This is a genomic window from Streptomyces sp. TRM70350, assembly GCF_019219825.1.
Lineage (GTDB): Bacteria > Actinomycetota > Actinomycetes > Streptomycetales > Streptomycetaceae > Streptomyces.
Genome location: NZ_JAHUXH010000057.1, coordinates 1 through 18,137 on the forward strand (window position 1 = coordinate 1; position 18,137 = coordinate 18,137).

Below are 18,137 nucleotides of genomic sequence, written 5' to 3' on the forward strand. Positions count from 1 at the left end.
AGCCGGCCTCGTCGGTGTAGAAGGTGCCGAGGACGTCCTTGGAGTCCTCGAAGTAGTTGTTCTCGACCTTGGCGCGTGCCCCGGCGCGGGAGTTGATGCCGGACTCGACGAGGCCCACGTAGTGGTTGTTGAACATGTGGGCTGTGCCGCCGCGCAGCAGGGGTGTGCGGGAGTTGAGGTTCGAGTACAGGTTGTTGTGGAACGTGATGAAGCTGTTCGACCGGTCGCTTTCACTGGATCCGATGAGACCGCCGCGCTCGGAGTTGCGCAGGATGCTGTAGGACAGGGTCACGTACTGGGTGTTGTTCTTCATGTCGAAGAGGCCGTCGAAGCCCTCCGACTCCCCGCCCGACGCCTCCAGTGTGGTGTGGTCCACCCAGACGTTGCGGACGTTGCTCTCCATGCTGATGGCGTCGCCGCCGTTGGAGGTCGGTGAGCCCGACTTCTTGACGTTCCGGACGGTCACGTTCTGGATGATGATGTTGCGGGATTCACGGATGTGGATGCCGAGCTGGTCGAAGACGGCTCCACGGCCGACCCCGACGATCGTGACGTTGCTGACCTTCTTGAGGTCGATCAGGTCGTCGGTGACGTCGCAGCTGTCGCCCGACACGTCGCTGGTATTGCCGTGGTTGATGGTCCCTTCCACCTCGATGATGACCGGGGTATCGGTGCTGGCCCGGTTGCACAGGGCCTCGTTGATCTCGGTTCCGGTGGTGGCCCGTACGGTCTGCCCGCCCGCTCCGCCGGTGGTACCGCCGTTCTGGGCCGCGTAGCCGGTGGCGCTGCCGGTCGCTGCCGACGCCGTGGGCATCGACAGGATCCAACCGGTCGTGGCCGTGAGGGCCATCGTGGTCAGGACTGCGCGGAGTCGCAGTCCGACTGGTCGTCTCATCCTCGTTTCCCCATTCGTCTTCGAACGCTGAGTGGTGCCGCTCCATGCCGTGGTTGTTCCGGCAGACCGTCGAGGTCGCCGGCCTGCCGCTGACGGATCGCCGACCGGCTCAGAAGTGAGTGCTCCTCTCGTTGTGGATCGGTGTGCTCCGGCGCGTTCTTTCCAGCGGCGCCTACGCGGTTGCTTCGAGGGGCATATGGCCCCGAGGACCCGGACACCGCACTGCGGGAAAGCGCTTTCCTCGGAAAGTAAGCGCTTGCCGAGAAGGCGTCAATGAACCTGTACTTGATTCTTATTCACAAATACGAACATCCGCGAGGGGAGGCGAGGGCGTCCGGCCTACGCTCAGCCGCCGCATTGGCGCCGCGCGGTGCCGCCCGGCCGCATCCAACGAGTCAGAACGACCGACGCCCGCCAGCCAATCCGCGGCGTCCTGCCGTCGCGGTCTGCGACGAGCACCGCACGCCCCTTCTCACAAACCGCACCACGACACAACAACTCACAGGGCAAGGTTCTCCCTGCGGCTGCCGATCGGTGCGACGGCGACCGGGGCTTCGGCGACTCCCGAGAACCAGGCGGTGAACCCGAAGGCGGGCGACTCTGCCGAGGTCGGGAACGGCAACGTACGCCACCAAGTGACCGCCGGGGCCGCCCGCTTCTTTGCCAGTGTCGTGCTTCCACGGCCCGCCTCAGGGGCGCTTCGCGTCGGCTTCGCCGATCGGCCTCCGGCCGCCCCTTGTCCGGCCCGTTCCAGCACGGGAGAGAAGCGAGCGGGCGGCCCGGAAGGGCGGGTGGCCGAGCGGAGTCGGCGGGGGCGTGGCTGTGGGGTGGGCCGGAGTGGGCCGTCGCGGTCTCGCCTCCCATGGACGCCGGGTGGGCTTGGCGGCTCGCGGCCGGTGGGTGGCGTGCGCCAGCAGGGTGGGGGTGCGCCGGGTGGGCTTGGCGGCGTTCGGTAGGTGGGCGGGGTGCGCTCCGTGGGCGGGGTGCGCCGGGTGGGCTTGGCGGCTTGTGGTGAGTGGGTGGGTGCGGTCTCTGGTGGCGGTACGCCGGGTCGGCTGAGCGTCCTTCCTGCGGGTTGTGGGTGGGGCGGCGCAGGCATCGGTGATGGGAGCGTTTGGGGCACTCGTCGGTGCGGAGGGCCGGGCTTGGTCAGGACGGGCGGTGACCCAAAGGCCCCAATCACCGTAGGGGGAGGGCTCAGCGGGATGGATGCGACCGCATGGGAGCACTGCGCTTGGCCCACCCGGCGCGCGTGCGAGGCGCTGACGCGCCCGTCCACCCCCGTCGGCTACTCAGCCACCTAGGCGACCTCTGGCCTCGGCCCCGAGGTCGATGTGACAGCGCCGGCCGCGTCCCATCACCCACGGCCGGCGCCAAGAACCTCCAAGGCCTACGGCAGCCCCTCCACATGCGGCCCCACCGCGTTCGACCAGGCGTTACCGCTCGCCGCGTCCCAGTTCGTCGACCACGTCATCGCCCCGCGCAGGTCCGGATACGTCCGCGGTGGCTTGAAGGAGCCGCAGTTCGTCGCGCGGGTCAGGCAGTCCAGGGCGTTGTTCACCACCGTCGGTGAGACGTACCCGCTGCCCGCCGCCCGCGTCGACGCCGGGAGGCCCAGGCCCACCTGGGACGGGGCGAGGCCGTTCTCCAGCTGGATGCAGGCCAGGGCGGTGAGGAAGTCCACCGAGCCCTGGCTGTAGACCTTGCCGTCGCAGCCCAGCATGGAGCCGCTGTTGTAGTACTGCATGTTGACGACCGTGAGGATGTCCTTCACGTTCAGCGCCGTCCGGAAGTACGCGTTCGACGTCGACTGCATGTCGAGCGTCTGCGGGGCCATCGTGAGCACCATCGACGGGCCCGCCTTCGCCGACAGCGAGCGCAGCGCCTGCGTCATGTACGTCGCGTTGAGACCGTTCTCCAGGTCGATGTCCACGCCGTCGAAGCCGTACGTCCGCATCAGTGAGTACACCGAGTTCGCGAAGTGCGTCGCCGACGTGGAGTCGTTCACCGATACGCGGCCCAGCTCGCCGCCCACCGAGATGATGACCTTCTTCCCGGCGGCCTGCTTCGCCCTGATGTCGGCCTTGAACTGGTCCACCGTGTAGCCGCCCAGCCCCGCCGAGTCCAGGTTGAACGTCACGGCCCCCGGCGTCGCCGTGGCGTCCGCGAACGCCACCGCGATGATGTCGTAGTGGCCCGGCACGTCCGACAGCCGCTGCACGGTCGCCCCGTTGTTGAAGTTCTGCCAGTAGCCGGTCACCGCGTGCCGGGGGAGATCGGAGCCGCCGCCGCCCGTCGGCGCCGTCGTCCCCGTCACCGCCGCCGACTTCGGTGACTCACCCGCCGCGTTGGTCGCCGTGACCTGGAAGCTGTACGACGTCGACGCCGCGAGGCCGGTCACGGTCGCCGACGTGCCGGTCACCGCCGTCACCTTCGTACCGTCGCGGTAGACGTGGTAGCCCGTCGCGCCCGAGACCGTGTTCCAGGACAGGGACACGGAGGAGGATGTCGTCCCCGACACGGACAGGCCGCTCGGCGCGCCCGGGATCGTGGGTGCCGGGTCGCCGCCTCCGCCGCCGTCGGGGCCGAACACCGAGACGTCGTCCGCGTAGTACGCCGCCTGGCCGTACCAGCCGTGCGTGTGGATCGTCACCGAGCGCGTCGAGGAGCCCGTGGTGAAGGTCGTCGACAGCTTCTTCCACGAGGACGAGTCGGGGGTCCACGTCGAGACGTCCGTCGTGCCCGTGCCCGTCGCGCCCAGGTAGGCGTAGCCGCCCTGCACCCACGCGCTCAGCGTGTACGTCGCGTCGGGCTGCACCGCCACCGTCTGTGTGCAGCGCGCGTTGTCCTGCCCGGCCGGCGTCGCCTTCAGCGCGGCCGACCCGGCGTGCACCGGCGAGGAGACCGTCGTACCGCTGCCCGCCGAGCAGGTCCAGTTGCTCAGGCCCGACTCGAAGCCGGCGTTCTTGGCGTTGTTGATTTCCGCGGCGGATGCCTGGCCGCTCACCGACACGGTGAGCGCGAGGGCGGCGGTCACCGCTCCCGACCAGATGCGGGTACGTCTGCGTCTGCGGTCCACTGAGGCCTCCGGTGGGGGAGAGGAGGCCTCCCAAGTTGGTCCAGACCAATTCAACTGTCAAGAGGTCCAGGCCCATTCGGCAGGCGTCAGCCGTCCGCCGGGCGCCGCACTCTTTTGGGTTCGGCCGGGATGCTCCCCCTGCCCCGATTTGACGTGTCTTGTGCAAGGAGAGTTGCCGTCCGGCTACGGAAACGCTGTTCTCCGGTCACGGAGGCGTGGTTACAGTGCTCAGGTAGTCACGCAGTGAAGTCGTCCCGGTGTACGAGCGTTGCGCCGGCGGGCCGGACTTGGGTGGGAAACGGGGAGCTGCGCGTGCCAACTGCCATTGCCGTGACCAGCGCCGACATGGCGCTGCCGCCGCAGGACGAACGGACCCTGCCCGCGGTCGTCCTGCACGACGTGGACAGACGCCCGCTGGAGCAGGTGCTCGTCGAGACGCAGAGCCTGATCGAGACGCACGGACATGTGATCGTCGTCTGCTCGCGGGCCGTTCCGGTGGGAGTGGAGCGGCGGCTGCACACCGTCCGCTCCCTCCTGGAGAGCGACCGGATCGCCCTGTTCCGCCCCGAACTGCCGCCGCTCGGGCTCGCCGTCCTGGCCCGCCAGTTGAGACAGCTCGCCTCCTGCGACCTCGGGCCGGGCGTCCTCGCCTCGGCGGGCCGGCTGCTCACCCACTACATCCACGCCGGAGCACTCCTCGGTTCCGTCGCCCGGCTCGACCGCGTCCCCGTCGGCCTGAAGTCGCACGCCAAGTCCTGGGTCCCGGGCAGCCAGTTCGGAGTGATCGCCCATCCCGAGCCGCAACTGGTCCGGATCGGCCCCGAGGCCCGACTCGCGGGACCGGAGTTCGGCACCTGCATGCTGCTCGCCCGGGGACAGCTCCAGTCCGACTGGGTCACCACCGCGCTGGCCCCCGCCTGGCGCGTGCAGGGCCTGCGCGAGGCCCAGCTGCCCGCCGAGTCCACCGACTGGTGGGGGACCGGCAAACTGATCGAGTTCTGCACCTATCTGCCCGACCTGTCGGTGCTCTACCAGCTGGTCGGCTCGGTACGCCGGAGCAGCTGCCACTGGTGCGGCATCGACGTCATAGGCGACCGGTGCGTCTTCTGCTCCGCGACGGCACCGTCGTACGAGAACCAGCTCCAGCTCCCGGCGGGGTGACCCGCTGCCCCGACCAGACCCCAGACCCGCTCGACCCCACCCCCCAATGAGGTTGCACGCTTCATGAACTCCCGTCAGCGCCGCGGCGTGATACTCCTGCTCCTGTCCGTCCTCTGCGCCCTCGGCGCGTTCGCGGGCGTGCTCTCCGTCATCAACGACGTGCAGTCCAAGGTCGGCCCCGAGGTCACCGCGTACCGGCTGAAGGCCAACGTGGCACCCTATACCGCCCTCACGGCGGACAAGTTCGAGCAGATCAGGATGCCCGAGCGCTGGCTGTCCAAGAACGCGGTCACCGATCTGCGGCAGATCCGGGGCAAGATCGCCGTCACCACCCTGCGCGAGGGCTCCCTGCTGCAGAGCGACATGATCGTGAACCAGCCCGCTCTGCGGCCCGGGCAGCAGGAGGTCGCCATCATGATCGACGCGGCGACCGGAGTGGCCGGCAAGATCACGCCGGGAGCCACGGTCAACGTGTACGCCACCTTCGCGGGTGAGCGAGAGGGTGACCCCGCCCAGTCGAAGATCATCGTAACCAACGCCCAGGTGATCGACGTCGGCGAGCTCACCGCCCTGGAACCCGACGCGGACGACCGCACCCGGCGCGCCACCGACGCCGTGCCCATCACCTTCGCGCTGTCCACCCTCGACGCCCAGCGCCTCACGTACGCCGAGTCGTTCGCCGAGCGCGTCCGCCTCGCCCTGGTCGCGCCCGGCGGCGACACCACCGTCCCCGCCGAGGACCGCACCTACGAACTCGCGAAGGACAAGTGAGGCCCGTATGCCCACGAGGATCCTGCCGGCCGTCGGCGACGCGGACGCGGTCCGCTCGGTCACGACCCTGCTCAGCCAGCTCCCGGACGCCGAACCGGTCACCCCGGTCGTCGACTCCACCCAGCTCATCGACACCCTCGCCCGGCTGGCCGCCGAGTCCGTCGACGAACTGCCCGAGGTCGTCGTCGTCCACGAGCGCATCGGCCCCGTCCCGGCCCTGGAGCTGATCCGCGAGGTGGCGCTCCGCTTCCCGGCGGTCGGCGTCATCCTCGTCACCTCCGATGCGAGCCCCGGCCTCTTCCAGGCCGCCATGGACTCCGGCGCGCGCGGGCTGGTCGCCCTGCCGCTGTCGTACGAGGAACTGGCCAACCGCGTGCAGGCGGTCGCCCAGTGGTCGGTGGGGGTACGGCGGCACCTGGGCCACGGCGGGGACGTCTTCACCGGCGTCGGCGGCACCGTCGTCACGGTCAGCGGCGCCAAGGGCGGCGTCGGGGCGACCCTGGCCGCCATCCAACTGGCCCTCGCCTCCCAGACCTCGGGCCGCTCCACCGTACTGGTCGACATGGACCTCCAGACCGGGGACGTCGCGTCGTATCTGGACGTGCAGTTCCGCCGCTCCGTCGCCGACCTCGCCGCCATCACCGACATCTCGCCGCGTGTCCTCGCCGACGCCGTCTTCCGGCACGACACCGGCGTCGCCCTGCTGCTCGCCCCCGGCGAGGGCGAACGCGGCGAGGAGGTCACCGACCGCGCCGCCCGGCAGATCGTCAGCGCCCTGCGCTCCCGCTACGAGACCGTCGTCATCGACTGCGGCGCCCAGCTGAGCGGCGCCGGCGCGGCGGCCGTGGAGATGGCCGACACCGCCCTGCTCATCACCACGCCCGACGTGGTCGCGGTCCGGGGTGCCAAGCGGACGGTACGGATGTGGGACCGGCTGCAGATCCGCAAGGCCGAGGAGACCACGGTCGTCGTCAACCGGCACACCCGCGCTACGGAGATCCAGCCGCCGCTCATCCAGAAGATCACCGGCACGTCGGTCGCCGCGACGGCCGTCCCCGCCAACTTCAAGGAACTCCAAGGGGTCGTGGACGCCGGACGCGTCCACGAACTGGACAGCAGGAGCGTGGTGAAGCAGGCCCTGTGGGCGCTCGCGGCGGAGCTGGGGCTGGTCAAGGCGCCGGTGGGCGACCGGAAGGGCGGCCGGGGGCTGCGCGGCGATCGCGGATCGGTGGGCTTCCTGCGGCGGAGGGACGGATGAGGACGACCATTCGGGGCCGGGACCGCGACCGGGGGCAGGTCACCATCGAGTTCCTCGGGATGACACCGCTCATCATCCTGACGCTGGTGCTGCTGTGGCAGTTCGTGCTCGTGGGATACACCTACGCGCTCGCGGGGAACGCTGCGGACGAGGCGGTACGGGCGGCCACGGCGGCGCAGGACCGCCAGGCGGCCTGCCAGGAGGCGGGCGTACGGCATCTGCCGTCCGCGTGGGAGGGGGGTGCCCAGGTGACCTGCGGCGAGAGCGGCGGCCTGGTCACGGCCGACGTGCGTCTGGAGGTGCCGGTGCTCTTCCCCGGCTCGGTCGGCTTCCCGTTCCCGGGCGTCGTCGGCCACGCGGGGGCCGTAGTGGAAGAGGCGGACTGAGATGGCGTACGACCGTAAGGGCCGGACTGGGACGGCGTACGACCGCAAAGGCGGCGACCGCGGGCAAGTCGCCCTCGAATACCTGGGGTTCGTCCCCATCCTGATCCTGGTCGCCATGGCCGCCGTACAGATCGGCCTGATCACCTACGCCGCACAGCAGGCCGGTACGGCCGCCCGCACCGGCGCGCGCAGCGCCTCCCTCGACGGGCCCTACGCGCAGGACTGCCAGAACGCGGTCAGCTCCTGGCTGGACGCCGCCTGCACGAGGGCGGATCTGGGCGACGAGGTCGAGGTCACCGCCACGATCGACATCCCGTCGATCGTCCCCGGCTGGGACTTCGGGCCCGCCCGCAAGACCGCCACCATGCCGATGGACCGCTGAGCAGGGAGTACGGGCGATGAGTCTGCGGGCACGGATCAACTCCCCCGAGGAGAACGGCAACCGGGGCGAGGACGGGCACCTGGTCGCCTCGTACCGGGCCAAGCTGCTGGAGGAGATCGACCTCGCGGAGATGGGTTCGCTCGCGGCGGCCGAGCGCAGGGCGCGGCTGGAGCGGGTACTGGGGCACATCATCAGCCGTGAGGGCCCGGTGCTGTCGACGGTCGAGCGGTCGCAGCTGATCCGGCGGGTGGTCGACGAGGCGCTGGGCCTGGGGATTCTCGAGCCGCTCCTCGAGGACGCGTCGATCACCGAGATCATGGTGAACGGCCCCGACGCGATCTTCGTCGAGCGCGGCGGCCGGGTGGAGCAACTGCCGCTCCGCTTCGCCTCGAACGACCAGCTGATGCAGACCATCGAGCGGATCGTCTCCACGGTCAACCGCCGCGTGGACGAGTCCAACCCGATGGTCGACGCCCGCCTGCCGTCCGGCGAGCGCGTCAACGTCATCATCCCGCCGCTGTCCCTGACCGGCCCCACACTCACCATCCGCCGCTTCCCGCGCTCCTTCACGCTCCAGGAGCTGATCCAGTTCGGCTCGCTGGACGAACCGATGGTGTATCTGCTGGCGGGGCTGGTGCAGGCGCGGTTCAACATCATCGTCTCCGGCGCCACCGGCACCGGCAAGACGACGCTGCTGAACGCGCTGTCCGGGCTGATCCCCGAAAGCGAGCGGATCATCACCATCGAGGACTCGGCGGAACTCCAGCTCCAGCAGCACCACGTGGTCCGGCTGGAGTCCCGGCCCCCCAACGTCGAGGGCCAGGGCCAGGTGACCATCCGCGACCTGGTCCGCAACTCGCTGCGCATGCGCCCCGACCGGATCGTCGTCGGTGAGGTCCGTGGCGGTGAGTCGCTGGACATGCTCCAGGCCATGTCGACCGGCCACGACGGCTCGCTGGCCACCGTCCACGCCAACAGCGCGGAGGACGCGCTGATGCGGTTGCAGACCCTGGCCTCCATGTCCGACGTGGAGGTGCCCTTCGCGGCGCTGCACGACCAGATCAACAGCGCGGTCGATGTGATCGTGCAGCTCACCCGGTTCGCCGACGGGGCCCGCCGGGTCACCGAGATCGCGCTCCTCGACAGCCATGGCGGCGAGCCCTACCGGCTGGCCACGGTCGCCCGCTACAACGCCCTGCCGATGGCCGCCGACGGCCGGATCCACGGCAGCTTCGAGTACTTCCCGCTCACCCGCCGCACCGCCGACCGCCTCTACATGGCGAGCCAGCCCATCCCCCAGGTGTTCGGCGTCGCCCAGTCCGCGCAGCAACTGGCCACCCGAGAAGCCAGGTAGGCAGGAGCCGACCCATGGAACTGAAGACCCTCGTCTCCCTCACCACCGGTGTCACCCTGCTGACCTGCGTCCTCGCCGTGGCCGGTCTGCACGCCTACGCCATGGGCAGAGCCCAGCGCCAGGCCCTCGTGGAGCGCCTGTCGTCCACCGGCCAGGTCCAGCCGGTCGGCCGCCGACGCCGGTTCCGCAATCTGGACCGCCGCCTGCGCCGTACGCAACTGGGCCGGAAACTGGAGCTGCGACTACTGGCGACGGGCCTGGACGTGACCCCCGGCGAGTTCTTCGTCGCGATGCTCGCCGCGGTCGCCGGGCTGTGGCTGATCGGCCAGGCCACCCTCGCCCCCTTCTTCGGCCCGATCGCCGGGCTGCTGGGCGTCTGGGTGGCGATCCAGTTCCTCAACTGGCAGCGCCAGAAACGCATCGAGAAGTTCATCAACCAACTCCCCGAACTGGCCCGCATCCTGGCCAACGCCACCCAGGCAGGCCTCGCCCTGCGCACCGCGATCAGCATGGCCGCGGAGGAGCTGGAGGCTCCCGCGGGCGAGGAACTGGCCAAGGTGGCCAACCAGCTGGCGGTGGGCGCGTCGATGGACGAGGCGCTGGGGGAGATGGCCGACCGGCTGCCGTCCCGCGAGCTGGTGGTCCTGGTCACCACGCTGGTGCTGTCGAACCGGGCCGGCGGCCAGCTGGTCAGCGCGCTGCGCAACCTCACGGAGACGCTTGAGGAGCGGAAGGAGACCCGCCGCGAGATCCGCACCCAGCTCTCGCAGGTGAGCATGACGTCGTACGCGGTCCCGGTCATGGGCGTGGGCTCGCTCTTCCTCATGAACGGCGTCAAGGACGGCGCCCTGGACCGGATGACGGGCTCCCCGATCGGCCAGGCCTGCGTGATCACCGCGTTCGCGCTGTACGCCGTCGGCTTCGTGATGATCCGCCGTCTGTCCCGCATCGACGTCTGAGGAAGGGAGTGGGAAGCGGCATGGCACTTCTGCTGGCACTGCTGATGGCGGTGGGCGTCTGCGGGATCTTCGCCGGGATCCGGATGTACCGGGCGGAGGCGAAACTGCCCGGCGACCTCGTCCTCGCCCTGGAGGTCGGCTCGACCCGCACAGGCGCGGTGGACTCGCTGGTCGACCGGCTGGGCATGCGGTACGCCCCCGCCGTACTGCGTCTGATGGGCCCCAAGCAGGTCGCCAAGTACCGCCGCAGGATCGACCTGGCGGGCAACCCCGGCGGCCTGACCATCGACCGCTACGCGGCGCGCAGGGCGGTGTACGGCTTCCTGGGCGGCGTCGGCGGCCTGCTGTTCCTGGTGCAGGGCAACGTGGTGATGGCCCTGCTGCTGTTCGCCTTCGGCGCGTTCTGGACGGAGGTGGGGATCTGGTCGGCGATCCGGGTCCGCAAGGACGTGATCGAGCGGACCCTGCCGGACTTCCTCGACGTCCTCGCGGTCGTGGTCAGCGCGGGCCTCGGCTTCCGCCAGGCCCTGGACCGGGTCGCCTCGCGCTACGAGGGCCCCTGGGCCGACGAGATCCGTATCACCCTGCGCCAGATGGACCTCGGCATGAGCCGCCGCCAGGCCTTCGCGGAACTGCGGCGACGCAACGACTCCGAGCAGGTCGCGATGTTCGTGACGGCGTTGCAGCAGGGGGAGGAGCTGGGGGCGCCGATCGTGGACACGCTGGTGTCGCTGGCGAAGGACATGCGCCGCACGGACGCGCAGAACGCGCGGCGCAAGGCGGCACGGGCCGTGCCCAAGGCCACGATGATGATCACGACGTTCATGGTGCCGGCGACGATGCTGCTGCTCGGGGCGGGGTTGTTGCTGGGGTCGGGGACGGACTTCGGCACGCTCACGGGTGAGTGACGGCGATGACGATCACACCGACGCCGCCGGTGGGGCGGGTGCGGGTGGAGGGTGTGGTGCTCCCGAGGGAGGTGCCGGGCCTGATCACGGCGCGTGAACGGAAGGCCGCCGATGGCGCTGAGCCCGCACAGGGGCCACCCGCACCCGCACCCGCACTGACCCTCCAGCTCAACGCCCTGCAAGCCATGTGCCGCCAGGTCTTCGGCTTCCGCCTGGCCATGATCGCCCTGGCCGCCCCCGCAGCCCTCCTCAACGCCTCACCAGGCCTGGGCGTACGCCTGGTCGGCGCGGCAGTCGTCGTCACCTTCATGGCCTCCTACGTCCTCTTCCGGGACTGGGAACGCTTCGGCCCCTTACTCCTGCGCCACCCCACCCTCCTGGCCCTGGACACCCTCGTAGGCTCCCTCCCCCTCATCTCCGCGGGCCCCGACAGCACCCTCGCCTACGTCAGCGTCTGCACCCCCCTCCTCGCCGGCGTCGTCTACAGCTGGCGAGGCGCCGCGGTCTTCGCCTCCCTCCAGTCCCTGATCCTCCTCCTGGTCCACGCCACCCTCACGACAACCCCCGACGCGACCCCCGCCGAAACCCTCCTCCTCCCCGGCCTCTGCGTGATCACGGGCGCCCTCGGCTCCACCCTGCGCAACCTCATGCTCCGCTTCGGCGAAGCCACCCACGCCCTGACGGCGGTCCAGGCCCGCCTGGCCGTCACGGAGGCGGTGGCGGCCGAACGCGCCCGCCTGGCCCGCGAACTGCACGACTCGGTGGCCAAGACCCTGCACGGCGTGGCCCTGGCGGCGGACGGCCTGGCGAACTCGGCCGACAAGCTGAACCCACCCCTGCTCAGGCACCGGGCGGAGCTGGTGGCCCGCTCGGCCCGCCGAGCCGCGGCGGAATCCCGGGAACTCCTCACGGACCTACGCCGAGAATCGGACCCGGCGCACGGCACGGACCTGCTCGCGGAACTGGCGGCCCGCACCACCGACTTCACCACCCGCACCGGCGTCCCCACCACCTGCCGCCCCACCGGCGACACAGCAGTACCCCGCATCCCCCCGGCCGTGGCCCGCCAGTTCCTCACCATCGCGGCGGAGGCCATGGAAAACGCCCACCGCCACGCAGGCCCGACCCGGATCGACGTGACGGCGGGCATCCACGGCGACCTGCTCGTCCTCAGCGTCCACGACGACGGCCGCGGCCTCCCTCCCGGAACCACCCTCGAACAACTCCGCCGAACCGGCCACTTCGGCCTGGTCGGCATGGTCGAACGCGCCGCCTCGGTGGGCGCCCGCATCCGCATAGGCCGAGGCAACCACCCCAAAGGCACGGAAGTACGCCTGGAACTCCCGCTGGCGGCCCTGCACACCCGCCCGTCCTGACCCCTGGAGCCACCTGAGAGGAGGCCGAACGATGACATCCCTGCGTGTGGTCGTGGCCGACGACAACCCCGTGGTCCGCGCGGGCCTCACCGCGCTCCTCTCGGGCCGTGAGGACATCACGGTCGTGGCGGAGGCGGCGGACGGCCGAGAGGCGTACGACGCGGCCAGGGCCCACCGCCCCGACGTGATCCTCCTGGACGTCCGCATGCCGGGCGTGGACGGCATCTCGGCGCTCCCGTACCTCGTACCACTGGCCCCCGTCGTCATGCTGACCTACAGCCGCGAGTCGGAGATCGTCGAGGAGGCGCTGCGGCGAGGGGCGGACGGCTACCTGGTCCACGGCGAGTTCACGGCGGACCAACTGGTGACGGCGGTACGGGACATCACACAGGGCAGGCCCCACTTCACCCCGACGGCGGCAGGGGCGCTCCTCGCCCAGCTCAGAGGCACATCAAATGCAACTGCAAACCCCCAACTCCCGACCTCAACACAGGGGATCCCCGTGGGGCGCATCCCGCCACCGCCTATTTCTCCGGAAAACCTTTCGCAGGTGCAACCGGCTGTGGCACAGTCGTCGTCATACCGGTCGCGGTTCCAACTCAGCGCGAGGGAGGCGGAGATCATGGACCTCATCGCATCCGGCATGAACAACCAGCACATCGCCGCCACGTGCTTCATCAGCGAGAAGACGGTCAAGAACCACATCAACCGCATCTTCGCCAAGCTCCACAGCACGAGCCGCTCGGAAGCCACGGCGAAGTGGCTGGGGTTGGGGTGACCGCGATGTCCCGTCCGTCAGCGCGTGATTGGGCCCGTGATTGGGCCCTGGGGCCCTCGGCAGACGTGCGTGTTCCGCCGTACCCTCGCGGCACCGAAGCCGAGCCACCCGGAGGGGAACGCCATGAACAACTGGATGACCACCACGCTCACGTACCTCCGCACCCGCACTGCCCGCAACGACGAGGGGCAGACGGCGGTGGAGTATTTGGGGATCATTGCGGTGGTGGTGGCGATTGTGTTGGCGATTACGGGGACGGATATCGGCGAGGCGATCTTCGATGCGATCAGCGACAAGATCACCGAGGTGACCGGCGGCTGATCCGGCTTCGCAAGTACGACGACACAGGGCAGGCCTTTCCCATCTACATCACGGCGGTGGCGGGCCTGCTCTTTCTCGCGTTCGCGTACCTTGCGGTCGGCCAGGCCGCGGCGACTCGTAACGAGGCTCAGACAGCGGCGGACGCCGCGGCGCTCGCAGCAGCCCAGGATCTCCGGGATCAGCTCGCGGGCGAGTGGCTCGAGAAGATGCTGGACCCGACTTCATGGCAGGGCATCTTCGACGGTGACGTGGAACTACTCGACGACCCATGTGAACGCGCGCGTCAACTCGCGGCACAGAACGAGGCTCACATGGAGGGTTGTGAGGGGCAGGGCCTCCTGGGCTACAGGGTCGACGTCAAGACCGACGAGCCCGTGGGGGACACCATCGTGCCCGGTACGGAGGGCATGCACGCCACGGCACACGCCGTTGCCGTCGTCGAGCCCCGTTGCACGTTCGAACTCCTGGGCGAGGATGCAGGGGACGAGGTCCTGCCGAAGCTCACCTGCAAGGACAAGGACTGGGAACTGAACCCGGAGCACCTAGAGATCCTGCCGGCGCCCGAGGACCTCTTCGACGTCCATCTGGCCGACTAACAAGCGAATGACGAGTGATGAAGGAAGCAGAGGCATGAGTGTTCGGTTCACTACGAAGGCCCGCAGAGGGATGGTCGCATTGAGCGTTGCGGCCGGTCTGGCCCTCGGTGTGGCCGGCTGTGGCGGCGGTGGCAGCGAAGACGACAAGCCGGACAACTTGGCGTCAGCTTCCAAGGGCAGTGGGTCTGCGGCGGACACTCAGGAAGGCGAGTCGGAAGAGTCCTTGGCGGAACTGAAGGGTAAAGAGGGTCTTGTCCTCAAGCTCACCACTGCCGAGAGAGACTCGGGTGGCTTCCTGACCGTAAGCGGTGATCTCAAGAACGATGGGGCCGAGAGGGTCCAAGTTCCCGCAGCTCTCAGGGGCGATGAGACCGAGATCATCCAGCACGGCAGGTCGCTGGGCGGGGCCACGCTGGTGGACTCTGAGGGGAAGAAGCGGTACTACGTGCTGCGCGACACCGATGGTCGTCCGCTGACGACTACGGATCTGGGGTCGATGAAGCCCGGTGAATCCGTCCCTGTCTTCATGCAGTTCCCGGCTCCGCCTGCCAGCACCACTGAAGTCACCTTCCAGTTGCCGACCTTCGCCAGCGCCACCATCACAATCTCCGGGTGAGGCCAAAGATGACCGCAACCTCACGCCTCCCCCTGACCCTCACCACCGCCACATTCCTCCTCGCCACGACCCTCTACACCACCACAACAGCCCACGCCGAAGACGGCCCCAGCGTCCCCCCGGGCACCGAAGCCACCCCCTCCGCCCCCGTCGAAGTCGACCCCAACGACCCCGACCTCAAGCTCCCGGAAGGCGCCACCCTCGCCGAACCCAAGGTCCTGGACATCAAGCAGGTCGTGGAAGAGCAGAGCGGTGACGAACGCCGCGAGGACACCAACGCGGACGTCAAGTTCGCCCTCCAGGCAGAAGTCCTCTTCGGCAAGGACAGCGCAAGACTCAGCGCCGCCGCGAAGGCCCGCATCTCCGCGATCGCCGAGGAGATCAAGACCCAGAACGCCACAAAGATCCGCGTCTTCGGCTTCACCGACAACCTCGGATCCTCCGCCCACGGCGACGCCCTGTCCCGCCGCCGCGCCAACGCCGTACACGACGTCCTCGACTCAGAACTGAACGACCCCGACATCACCTTCGAGGTACGCGGCTACGGCGAGCAGTACCCGATCGCCGACAACTCGACGGAGTCCGGCCGCAAGAAGAACCGCCGGGTGGAGGTGTCCTTCCCTCGCGGAGATGGTTGATTCACCGGCGTATACGTGACGTATACTCTCGGCATGTCCGATGTCATGATCCGAGTGCCTGCCGAAGTCCGCGACCAGCTTGCCGCTGTCGCGGAGGCTCGTGGGACCAGCCTGCGTGCTCTTATGCAGGAGATAGCCGCTCAGACTCTGACTCCCGAGCAGATCAAGGAACGGGCCGATCGCACTCGTGCCCTTCTTGCCGAGCGGTTCGGCCACTACGTCACGGATGAGGAGTCCGCAGAGATGCGGCGCAAGATGCGGGAAGCCACCGCCACCCACAGGGCCGCTCTCGCGGAGGCGGAGTCGTCCCGTTGAGCCACACCGAGCACTACGTCCTGGACGGCCCGACTCTGCTGGCCATGGGGGGAAGCAAACAGGTCTCGGGACTCATCCATGCCGCGGCGGCCAGCGACGACGTGCGCCTGTGGCTGCCGGTCCTGTGCCTCTTGGAGGCTGAGCGGGAGCGCGCGGGGATCGTTGCCCACGCCGGTGTGCTGCTGGACGTTCTGCACGTCGTCGACGACGACTTCCCGATGGCTGTGACTACTGCCGAGCTGTGCGGTCACGGAGTCCCCTTCGGCGTCGCGGCGGCCGTACATGTCGCGCGACCGAACCCGATGCTCCCCGAGGGGGCATTGGTGGCCACGATCGCGCCCGAGGCCTATGACGGACTCGGTGTCGGGGTCATGAACCTGAATCGCTGACGAACTCGCGGAGCAGAGAAGCCGCGAGGTGGTGGTCCTCCTGTCCGGCGACGGCGATGCAGGCGACCTCCATGGGGGACAGGGGCGGCAGCGCGGCGGCGAACAGGGTGCGGGCGTACGCATCGCCTTGCGTCCGGCTGTCATGGCCGCCTTGCTGGCGTGAGCAGTCCGTCGGCGAATACGGCGACCATATGCCGGGGTTGGTATTCGGGTCGCTCGACCGGTACGGGCATGCACAGGTTGGCGATGGCGTAGAGCACGTCGTGGGCGCTGACGTCGTCGCGAGCGACTCCAGCGGCCACGGCGGATTCGAGCAGCGCGGCAAGCGCGGGTCCGGCCTTGTCCAGGAAGTAGCCGGGGAGTTCGTTGTAGGCGGGGTCGCCGGAGTGCAGGGCCGGGGCGAGTCCCCGCTTGCTCTGCAGGAACACCGCGTACTGGTGCAGCCACTCGATGAGGGCGTCTGCCGGCTCGCGCTCGGCGGCGAGCCGGGGCCCCAGGTCGGCGATGGCGTCGATCGCGCTCTCCACGACGGCCTTGACCAGGTCCGAGCGCAGCGGGAAGTGCCGGTAGAGGGTGCCCACTCCGACACCCGCGAGGTCGGCGATCTGCTTCGCGGGCGCGTCCACGCCGGTGGTGTCGAAGACCGATCGTGCGGCCTCGATGAGGGCGTGGAGGTTGCGCTGCGCGTCGACACGCTGGCGGCGCCCCCCAGCAGTTGGGGATGAATCGGGCATAGTGACTCCAGTTGCGTATCCGGAAAGCCTTTCCGTATCGTGGTTCCGGAAAGACTTTCCGTTTAGTTCAGTCTACGGTGCCGCTCGGTGCCCGGCTGACACCTGGAGGACCTCTCATGAAGTACCGCACCCTCGGCCGCACCGGGATCAGGGTCAGCCCCTATGCGCTCGGCACCCTGATGTACGCCACCCGCATGGGCAACGAGCCCGCGGAGTCGGCGCGCGTCATCCACAAGGCCCTGGACGTCGGGATCAACCTCCTCGACACCGCCGACGCCTACGGCGACTCCGAAGAAGTCGTCGGCAAGGCCCTCAAGGGCCGCCGTGACAACGTCGTCCTGGCGACGAAGTTCGGCCTGCCGGCCGGTGAAGACCCCAATCAGCGCGGCACCTCGCGCCGCTGGATCATGAAGGCCGTCGAGAACTCCCTGCGCCGCCTGCAGACCGACTACATCGACATCTACCAGATCCAGCGCCTGGACCCCTCCACCGACTTCGAGGAGACCCTCGCCGCGCTCACCGACCTCATCCGCAGCGGCAAGGTCCGCGCCGTCGGCTCCTCCACCACCCCCGCCTCCGAGATCGTCGAGGCCCAGTGGGTGGCCGAGCGCCGCAACCTGGAGCGCCTCCGCACCGAGCAGCCGCCCTACTCCCTGCTCAACCGCAGCGTCGAGCGCGAGGTCCTGCCCGTCGCCCAGCGCCACGGCATGGGCGTCATGGTCTGGGGGCCGCTCGCCCAGGGCATGCTCACCGGCCGCGTACGCAAGAACCAGGAGAACACCCTCAGGCGCGCCGGCTTCTTCAAGCACCTCAACGACGAACGCCGCATCGACGTCGTCGAACAGCTCATCCCCCTCGCCGAGAAGGCGGGCATGCCACTGACCCACCTCGCCATGGCCTTCACCATCGCCCACCCTGGTGTCACCAGCGCCCTGGCCGGGGCACGCACCATGGCCCACCTCGACGATCTCATCGCCGCCTTCGACGTGACGCTCAGCGACGACCTCCTCGACCGGATCGACGAGATCGTCCCGCCCGGCACCGACGTCGGTGCCCTCGACCAGGACTACCAGCCGCCTGCCATCCAGAACCCCCACCTGCGCCGCCGCCCTGCAACCGAACGCGCCGCCGCCTGACAGCGGGGGCCGCCGGCCACACCCCGCCGCGCCTCCGGTCCGACAGGCGCTTCGGTGCGGTCCTTAGGGGTCCTTGCACTATGAG

20 protein-coding genes are annotated in these 18,137 nt (G+C 69.4%); 17 read left to right on the plus strand and 3 right to left on the minus strand.

The window, feature by feature from the left end; all coding sequences use genetic code 11:
- Both KWI83_RS36920 and KWI83_RS36925 read right to left on the minus strand, forming a co-directional pair.
- Nucleotides 1-895 (minus strand): polysaccharide lyase family 1 protein (locus KWI83_RS36920; protein ID WP_218518745.1); only part of this gene is annotated, 895 nt, incomplete at its 3' end.
- 1,390 nt (nucleotides 896-2,285) lie between these two features.
- Nucleotides 2,286-3,974: a chitinase gene (locus tag KWI83_RS36925; RefSeq protein ID WP_218518746.1), complete on the minus strand. Its 1,689-nt coding sequence runs from the start codon at nucleotides 3,972-3,974 to the stop codon at nucleotides 2,286-2,288.
- A 312-nt stretch (nucleotides 3,975-4,286) separates the two neighbouring features.
- Here KWI83_RS36925 and KWI83_RS36930 point away from each other — a divergent pair, with 312 nt between their 5' ends.
- The 16 genes from KWI83_RS36930 (at nucleotide 4,287) to KWI83_RS37005 (ending at nucleotide 16,182) form a co-directional block, all read left to right on the plus strand.
- The gene (locus KWI83_RS36930; RefSeq protein WP_308122383.1) at nucleotides 4,287-5,135 is read left to right on the plus strand and encodes a hypothetical protein; all 849 of its coding nucleotides are present in this window, start codon (nucleotides 4,287-4,289) and stop codon (nucleotides 5,133-5,135) included.
- Between the two features lie 63 nt (nucleotides 5,136-5,198).
- The gene (gene cpaB / locus KWI83_RS36935) at nucleotides 5,199-5,906 is read left to right on the plus strand and encodes a Flp pilus assembly protein CpaB (RefSeq protein ID WP_218518748.1); all 708 of its coding nucleotides are present in this window, start codon (nucleotides 5,199-5,201) and stop codon (nucleotides 5,904-5,906) included.
- 7 nt (nucleotides 5,907-5,913) lie between these two features.
- On the plus strand, nucleotides 5,914-7,164 hold the full coding sequence (locus KWI83_RS36940) for an AAA family ATPase (RefSeq protein ID WP_218518749.1): 1,251 nt from the start codon (nucleotides 5,914-5,916) through the stop codon (nucleotides 7,162-7,164).
- Nucleotides 7,161-7,550 (plus strand): TadE/TadG family type IV pilus assembly protein, encoded by a 390-nt coding sequence (locus KWI83_RS36945; RefSeq protein ID WP_218518750.1) that lies wholly within the window; start codon nucleotides 7,161-7,163, stop codon nucleotides 7,548-7,550. Before KWI83_RS36940 ends, KWI83_RS36945 begins: the two co-directional genes overlap by 4 nt.
- A 1-nt stretch (nucleotide 7,551) precedes the next feature.
- Nucleotides 7,552-7,932 carry a TadE/TadG family type IV pilus assembly protein gene (locus tag KWI83_RS36950; protein WP_218518751.1) on the plus strand — a complete coding sequence of 127 codons (381 nt, stop codon included), beginning with the start codon at nucleotides 7,552-7,554 and terminating at the stop codon, nucleotides 7,930-7,932.
- Nucleotides 7,933-7,948: 16 nt separating this feature from the next.
- A complete protein-coding gene (locus KWI83_RS36955; protein ID WP_218518752.1) occupies nucleotides 7,949-9,286 on the plus strand; it encodes a CpaF family protein in 1,338 nt (445 codons plus the stop codon).
- Between the two features lie 14 nt (nucleotides 9,287-9,300).
- Nucleotides 9,301-10,245: a type II secretion system F family protein gene (locus KWI83_RS36960; RefSeq protein ID WP_218518753.1), complete on the plus strand. Its 945-nt coding sequence runs from the start codon at nucleotides 9,301-9,303 to the stop codon at nucleotides 10,243-10,245.
- 20 nt (nucleotides 10,246-10,265) lie between these two features.
- Complete coding sequence (locus KWI83_RS36965; RefSeq protein WP_218518754.1) at nucleotides 10,266-11,153, plus strand: DUF5936 domain-containing protein; 888 nt, start codon at nucleotides 10,266-10,268, stop codon at nucleotides 11,151-11,153.
- Between the two features lie 185 nt (nucleotides 11,154-11,338).
- Nucleotides 11,339-12,529, plus strand: coding sequence for a sensor histidine kinase (locus tag KWI83_RS36970; RefSeq protein ID WP_218518762.1), 1,191 nt, complete (start codon nucleotides 11,339-11,341; stop codon nucleotides 12,527-12,529).
- Nucleotides 12,530-12,560: 31 nt separating this feature from the next.
- Nucleotides 12,561-13,307 (plus strand): response regulator transcription factor, encoded by a 747-nt coding sequence (locus KWI83_RS36975; RefSeq protein ID WP_218518755.1) that lies wholly within the window; start codon nucleotides 12,561-12,563, stop codon nucleotides 13,305-13,307.
- A 123-nt stretch (nucleotides 13,308-13,430) separates the two neighbouring features.
- Nucleotides 13,431-13,628, plus strand: a complete 198-nt coding sequence (locus tag KWI83_RS36980; protein ID WP_218518756.1) for a Flp family type IVb pilin — start codon at nucleotides 13,431-13,433, stop codon at nucleotides 13,626-13,628.
- Complete coding sequence (locus tag KWI83_RS36985) at nucleotides 13,628-14,224, plus strand: pilus assembly protein TadG-related protein (protein ID WP_218518763.1); 597 nt, start codon at nucleotides 13,628-13,630, stop codon at nucleotides 14,222-14,224. Before KWI83_RS36980 ends, KWI83_RS36985 begins: the two co-directional genes overlap by 1 nt.
- 34 nt (nucleotides 14,225-14,258) lie before the next feature.
- Nucleotides 14,259-14,840, plus strand: a complete 582-nt coding sequence (locus KWI83_RS36990; RefSeq protein WP_218518757.1) for a hypothetical protein — start codon at nucleotides 14,259-14,261, stop codon at nucleotides 14,838-14,840.
- 8 nt (nucleotides 14,841-14,848) lie between these two features.
- Nucleotides 14,849-15,478 (plus strand): OmpA family protein, encoded by a 630-nt coding sequence (locus tag KWI83_RS36995; protein ID WP_218518758.1) that lies wholly within the window; start codon nucleotides 14,849-14,851, stop codon nucleotides 15,476-15,478.
- 33 nt (nucleotides 15,479-15,511) lie between these two features.
- A complete protein-coding gene (locus KWI83_RS37000) occupies nucleotides 15,512-15,793 on the plus strand; it encodes an Arc family DNA-binding protein (RefSeq protein WP_218518759.1) in 282 nt (93 codons plus the stop codon).
- Entirely contained in the window at nucleotides 15,790-16,182 is a 393-nt protein-coding gene (locus tag KWI83_RS37005; RefSeq protein WP_256363347.1) for a hypothetical protein, read from the plus strand. The genes KWI83_RS37000 and KWI83_RS37005 overlap by 4 nt, the downstream gene beginning before the upstream one ends.
- Before the next feature lie 140 nt (nucleotides 16,183-16,322).
- On the opposite strand, the gene KWI83_RS37010 is transcribed toward KWI83_RS37005, so the two are convergent.
- Complete coding sequence (locus tag KWI83_RS37010; RefSeq protein WP_218518760.1) at nucleotides 16,323-16,916, minus strand: TetR/AcrR family transcriptional regulator; 594 nt, start codon at nucleotides 16,914-16,916, stop codon at nucleotides 16,323-16,325.
- Nucleotides 16,917-17,032: 116 nt separating this feature from the next.
- Here KWI83_RS37010 and KWI83_RS37015 point away from each other — a divergent pair, with 116 nt between their 5' ends.
- Nucleotides 17,033-18,052, plus strand: a complete 1,020-nt coding sequence (locus KWI83_RS37015) for an aldo/keto reductase (RefSeq protein WP_218518761.1) — start codon at nucleotides 17,033-17,035, stop codon at nucleotides 18,050-18,052.
- Nucleotides 18,053-18,137 lie beyond the last annotated feature (85 nt).

Excerpts from the sequence above, each read along its gene's own strand:
- KWI83_RS36965 (WP_218518754.1), top strand. The coding sequence starts at position 10,266 with ATGGCACTTCTGCTGGCACTGCTGATGGCGGTGGGCGTCTGCGGGATC.
- KWI83_RS36970 (WP_218518762.1), top strand. The coding sequence starts at position 11,339 with ATGTGCCGCCAGGTCTTCGGCTTCCGCCTGGCCATGATCGCCCTGGCC.
- KWI83_RS36995 (WP_218518758.1), top strand. The coding sequence starts at position 14,849 with ATGACCGCAACCTCACGCCTCCCCCTGACCCTCACCACCGCCACATTC.
- KWI83_RS36940 (WP_218518749.1), top strand. The coding sequence starts at position 5,914 with ATGCCCACGAGGATCCTGCCGGCCGTCGGCGACGCGGACGCGGTCCGC.
- KWI83_RS36960 (WP_218518753.1), top strand. The coding sequence starts at position 9,301 with ATGGAACTGAAGACCCTCGTCTCCCTCACCACCGGTGTCACCCTGCTG.
- KWI83_RS36955 (WP_218518752.1), top strand. The coding sequence starts at position 7,949 with ATGAGTCTGCGGGCACGGATCAACTCCCCCGAGGAGAACGGCAACCGG.
- KWI83_RS37010 (WP_218518760.1), bottom strand. The coding sequence starts at position 16,916 with ATGCCCGATTCATCCCCAACTGCTGGGGGGCGCCGCCAGCGTGTCGAC.
- KWI83_RS36945 (WP_218518750.1), top strand. The coding sequence starts at position 7,161 with ATGAGGACGACCATTCGGGGCCGGGACCGCGACCGGGGGCAGGTCACC.
- cpaB (WP_218518748.1), top strand. The coding sequence starts at position 5,199 with ATGAACTCCCGTCAGCGCCGCGGCGTGATACTCCTGCTCCTGTCCGTC.
- KWI83_RS36980 (WP_218518756.1), top strand. The coding sequence starts at position 13,431 with ATGAACAACTGGATGACCACCACGCTCACGTACCTCCGCACCCGCACT.
- KWI83_RS36950 (WP_218518751.1), top strand. The coding sequence starts at position 7,552 with ATGGCGTACGACCGTAAGGGCCGGACTGGGACGGCGTACGACCGCAAA.
- KWI83_RS37000 (WP_218518759.1), top strand. The coding sequence starts at position 15,512 with ATGTCCGATGTCATGATCCGAGTGCCTGCCGAAGTCCGCGACCAGCTT.
- KWI83_RS37015 (WP_218518761.1), top strand. The coding sequence starts at position 17,033 with ATGAAGTACCGCACCCTCGGCCGCACCGGGATCAGGGTCAGCCCCTAT.
- KWI83_RS36975 (WP_218518755.1), top strand. The coding sequence starts at position 12,561 with ATGACATCCCTGCGTGTGGTCGTGGCCGACGACAACCCCGTGGTCCGC.
- KWI83_RS36990 (WP_218518757.1), top strand. The coding sequence starts at position 14,259 with ATGAGTGTTCGGTTCACTACGAAGGCCCGCAGAGGGATGGTCGCATTG.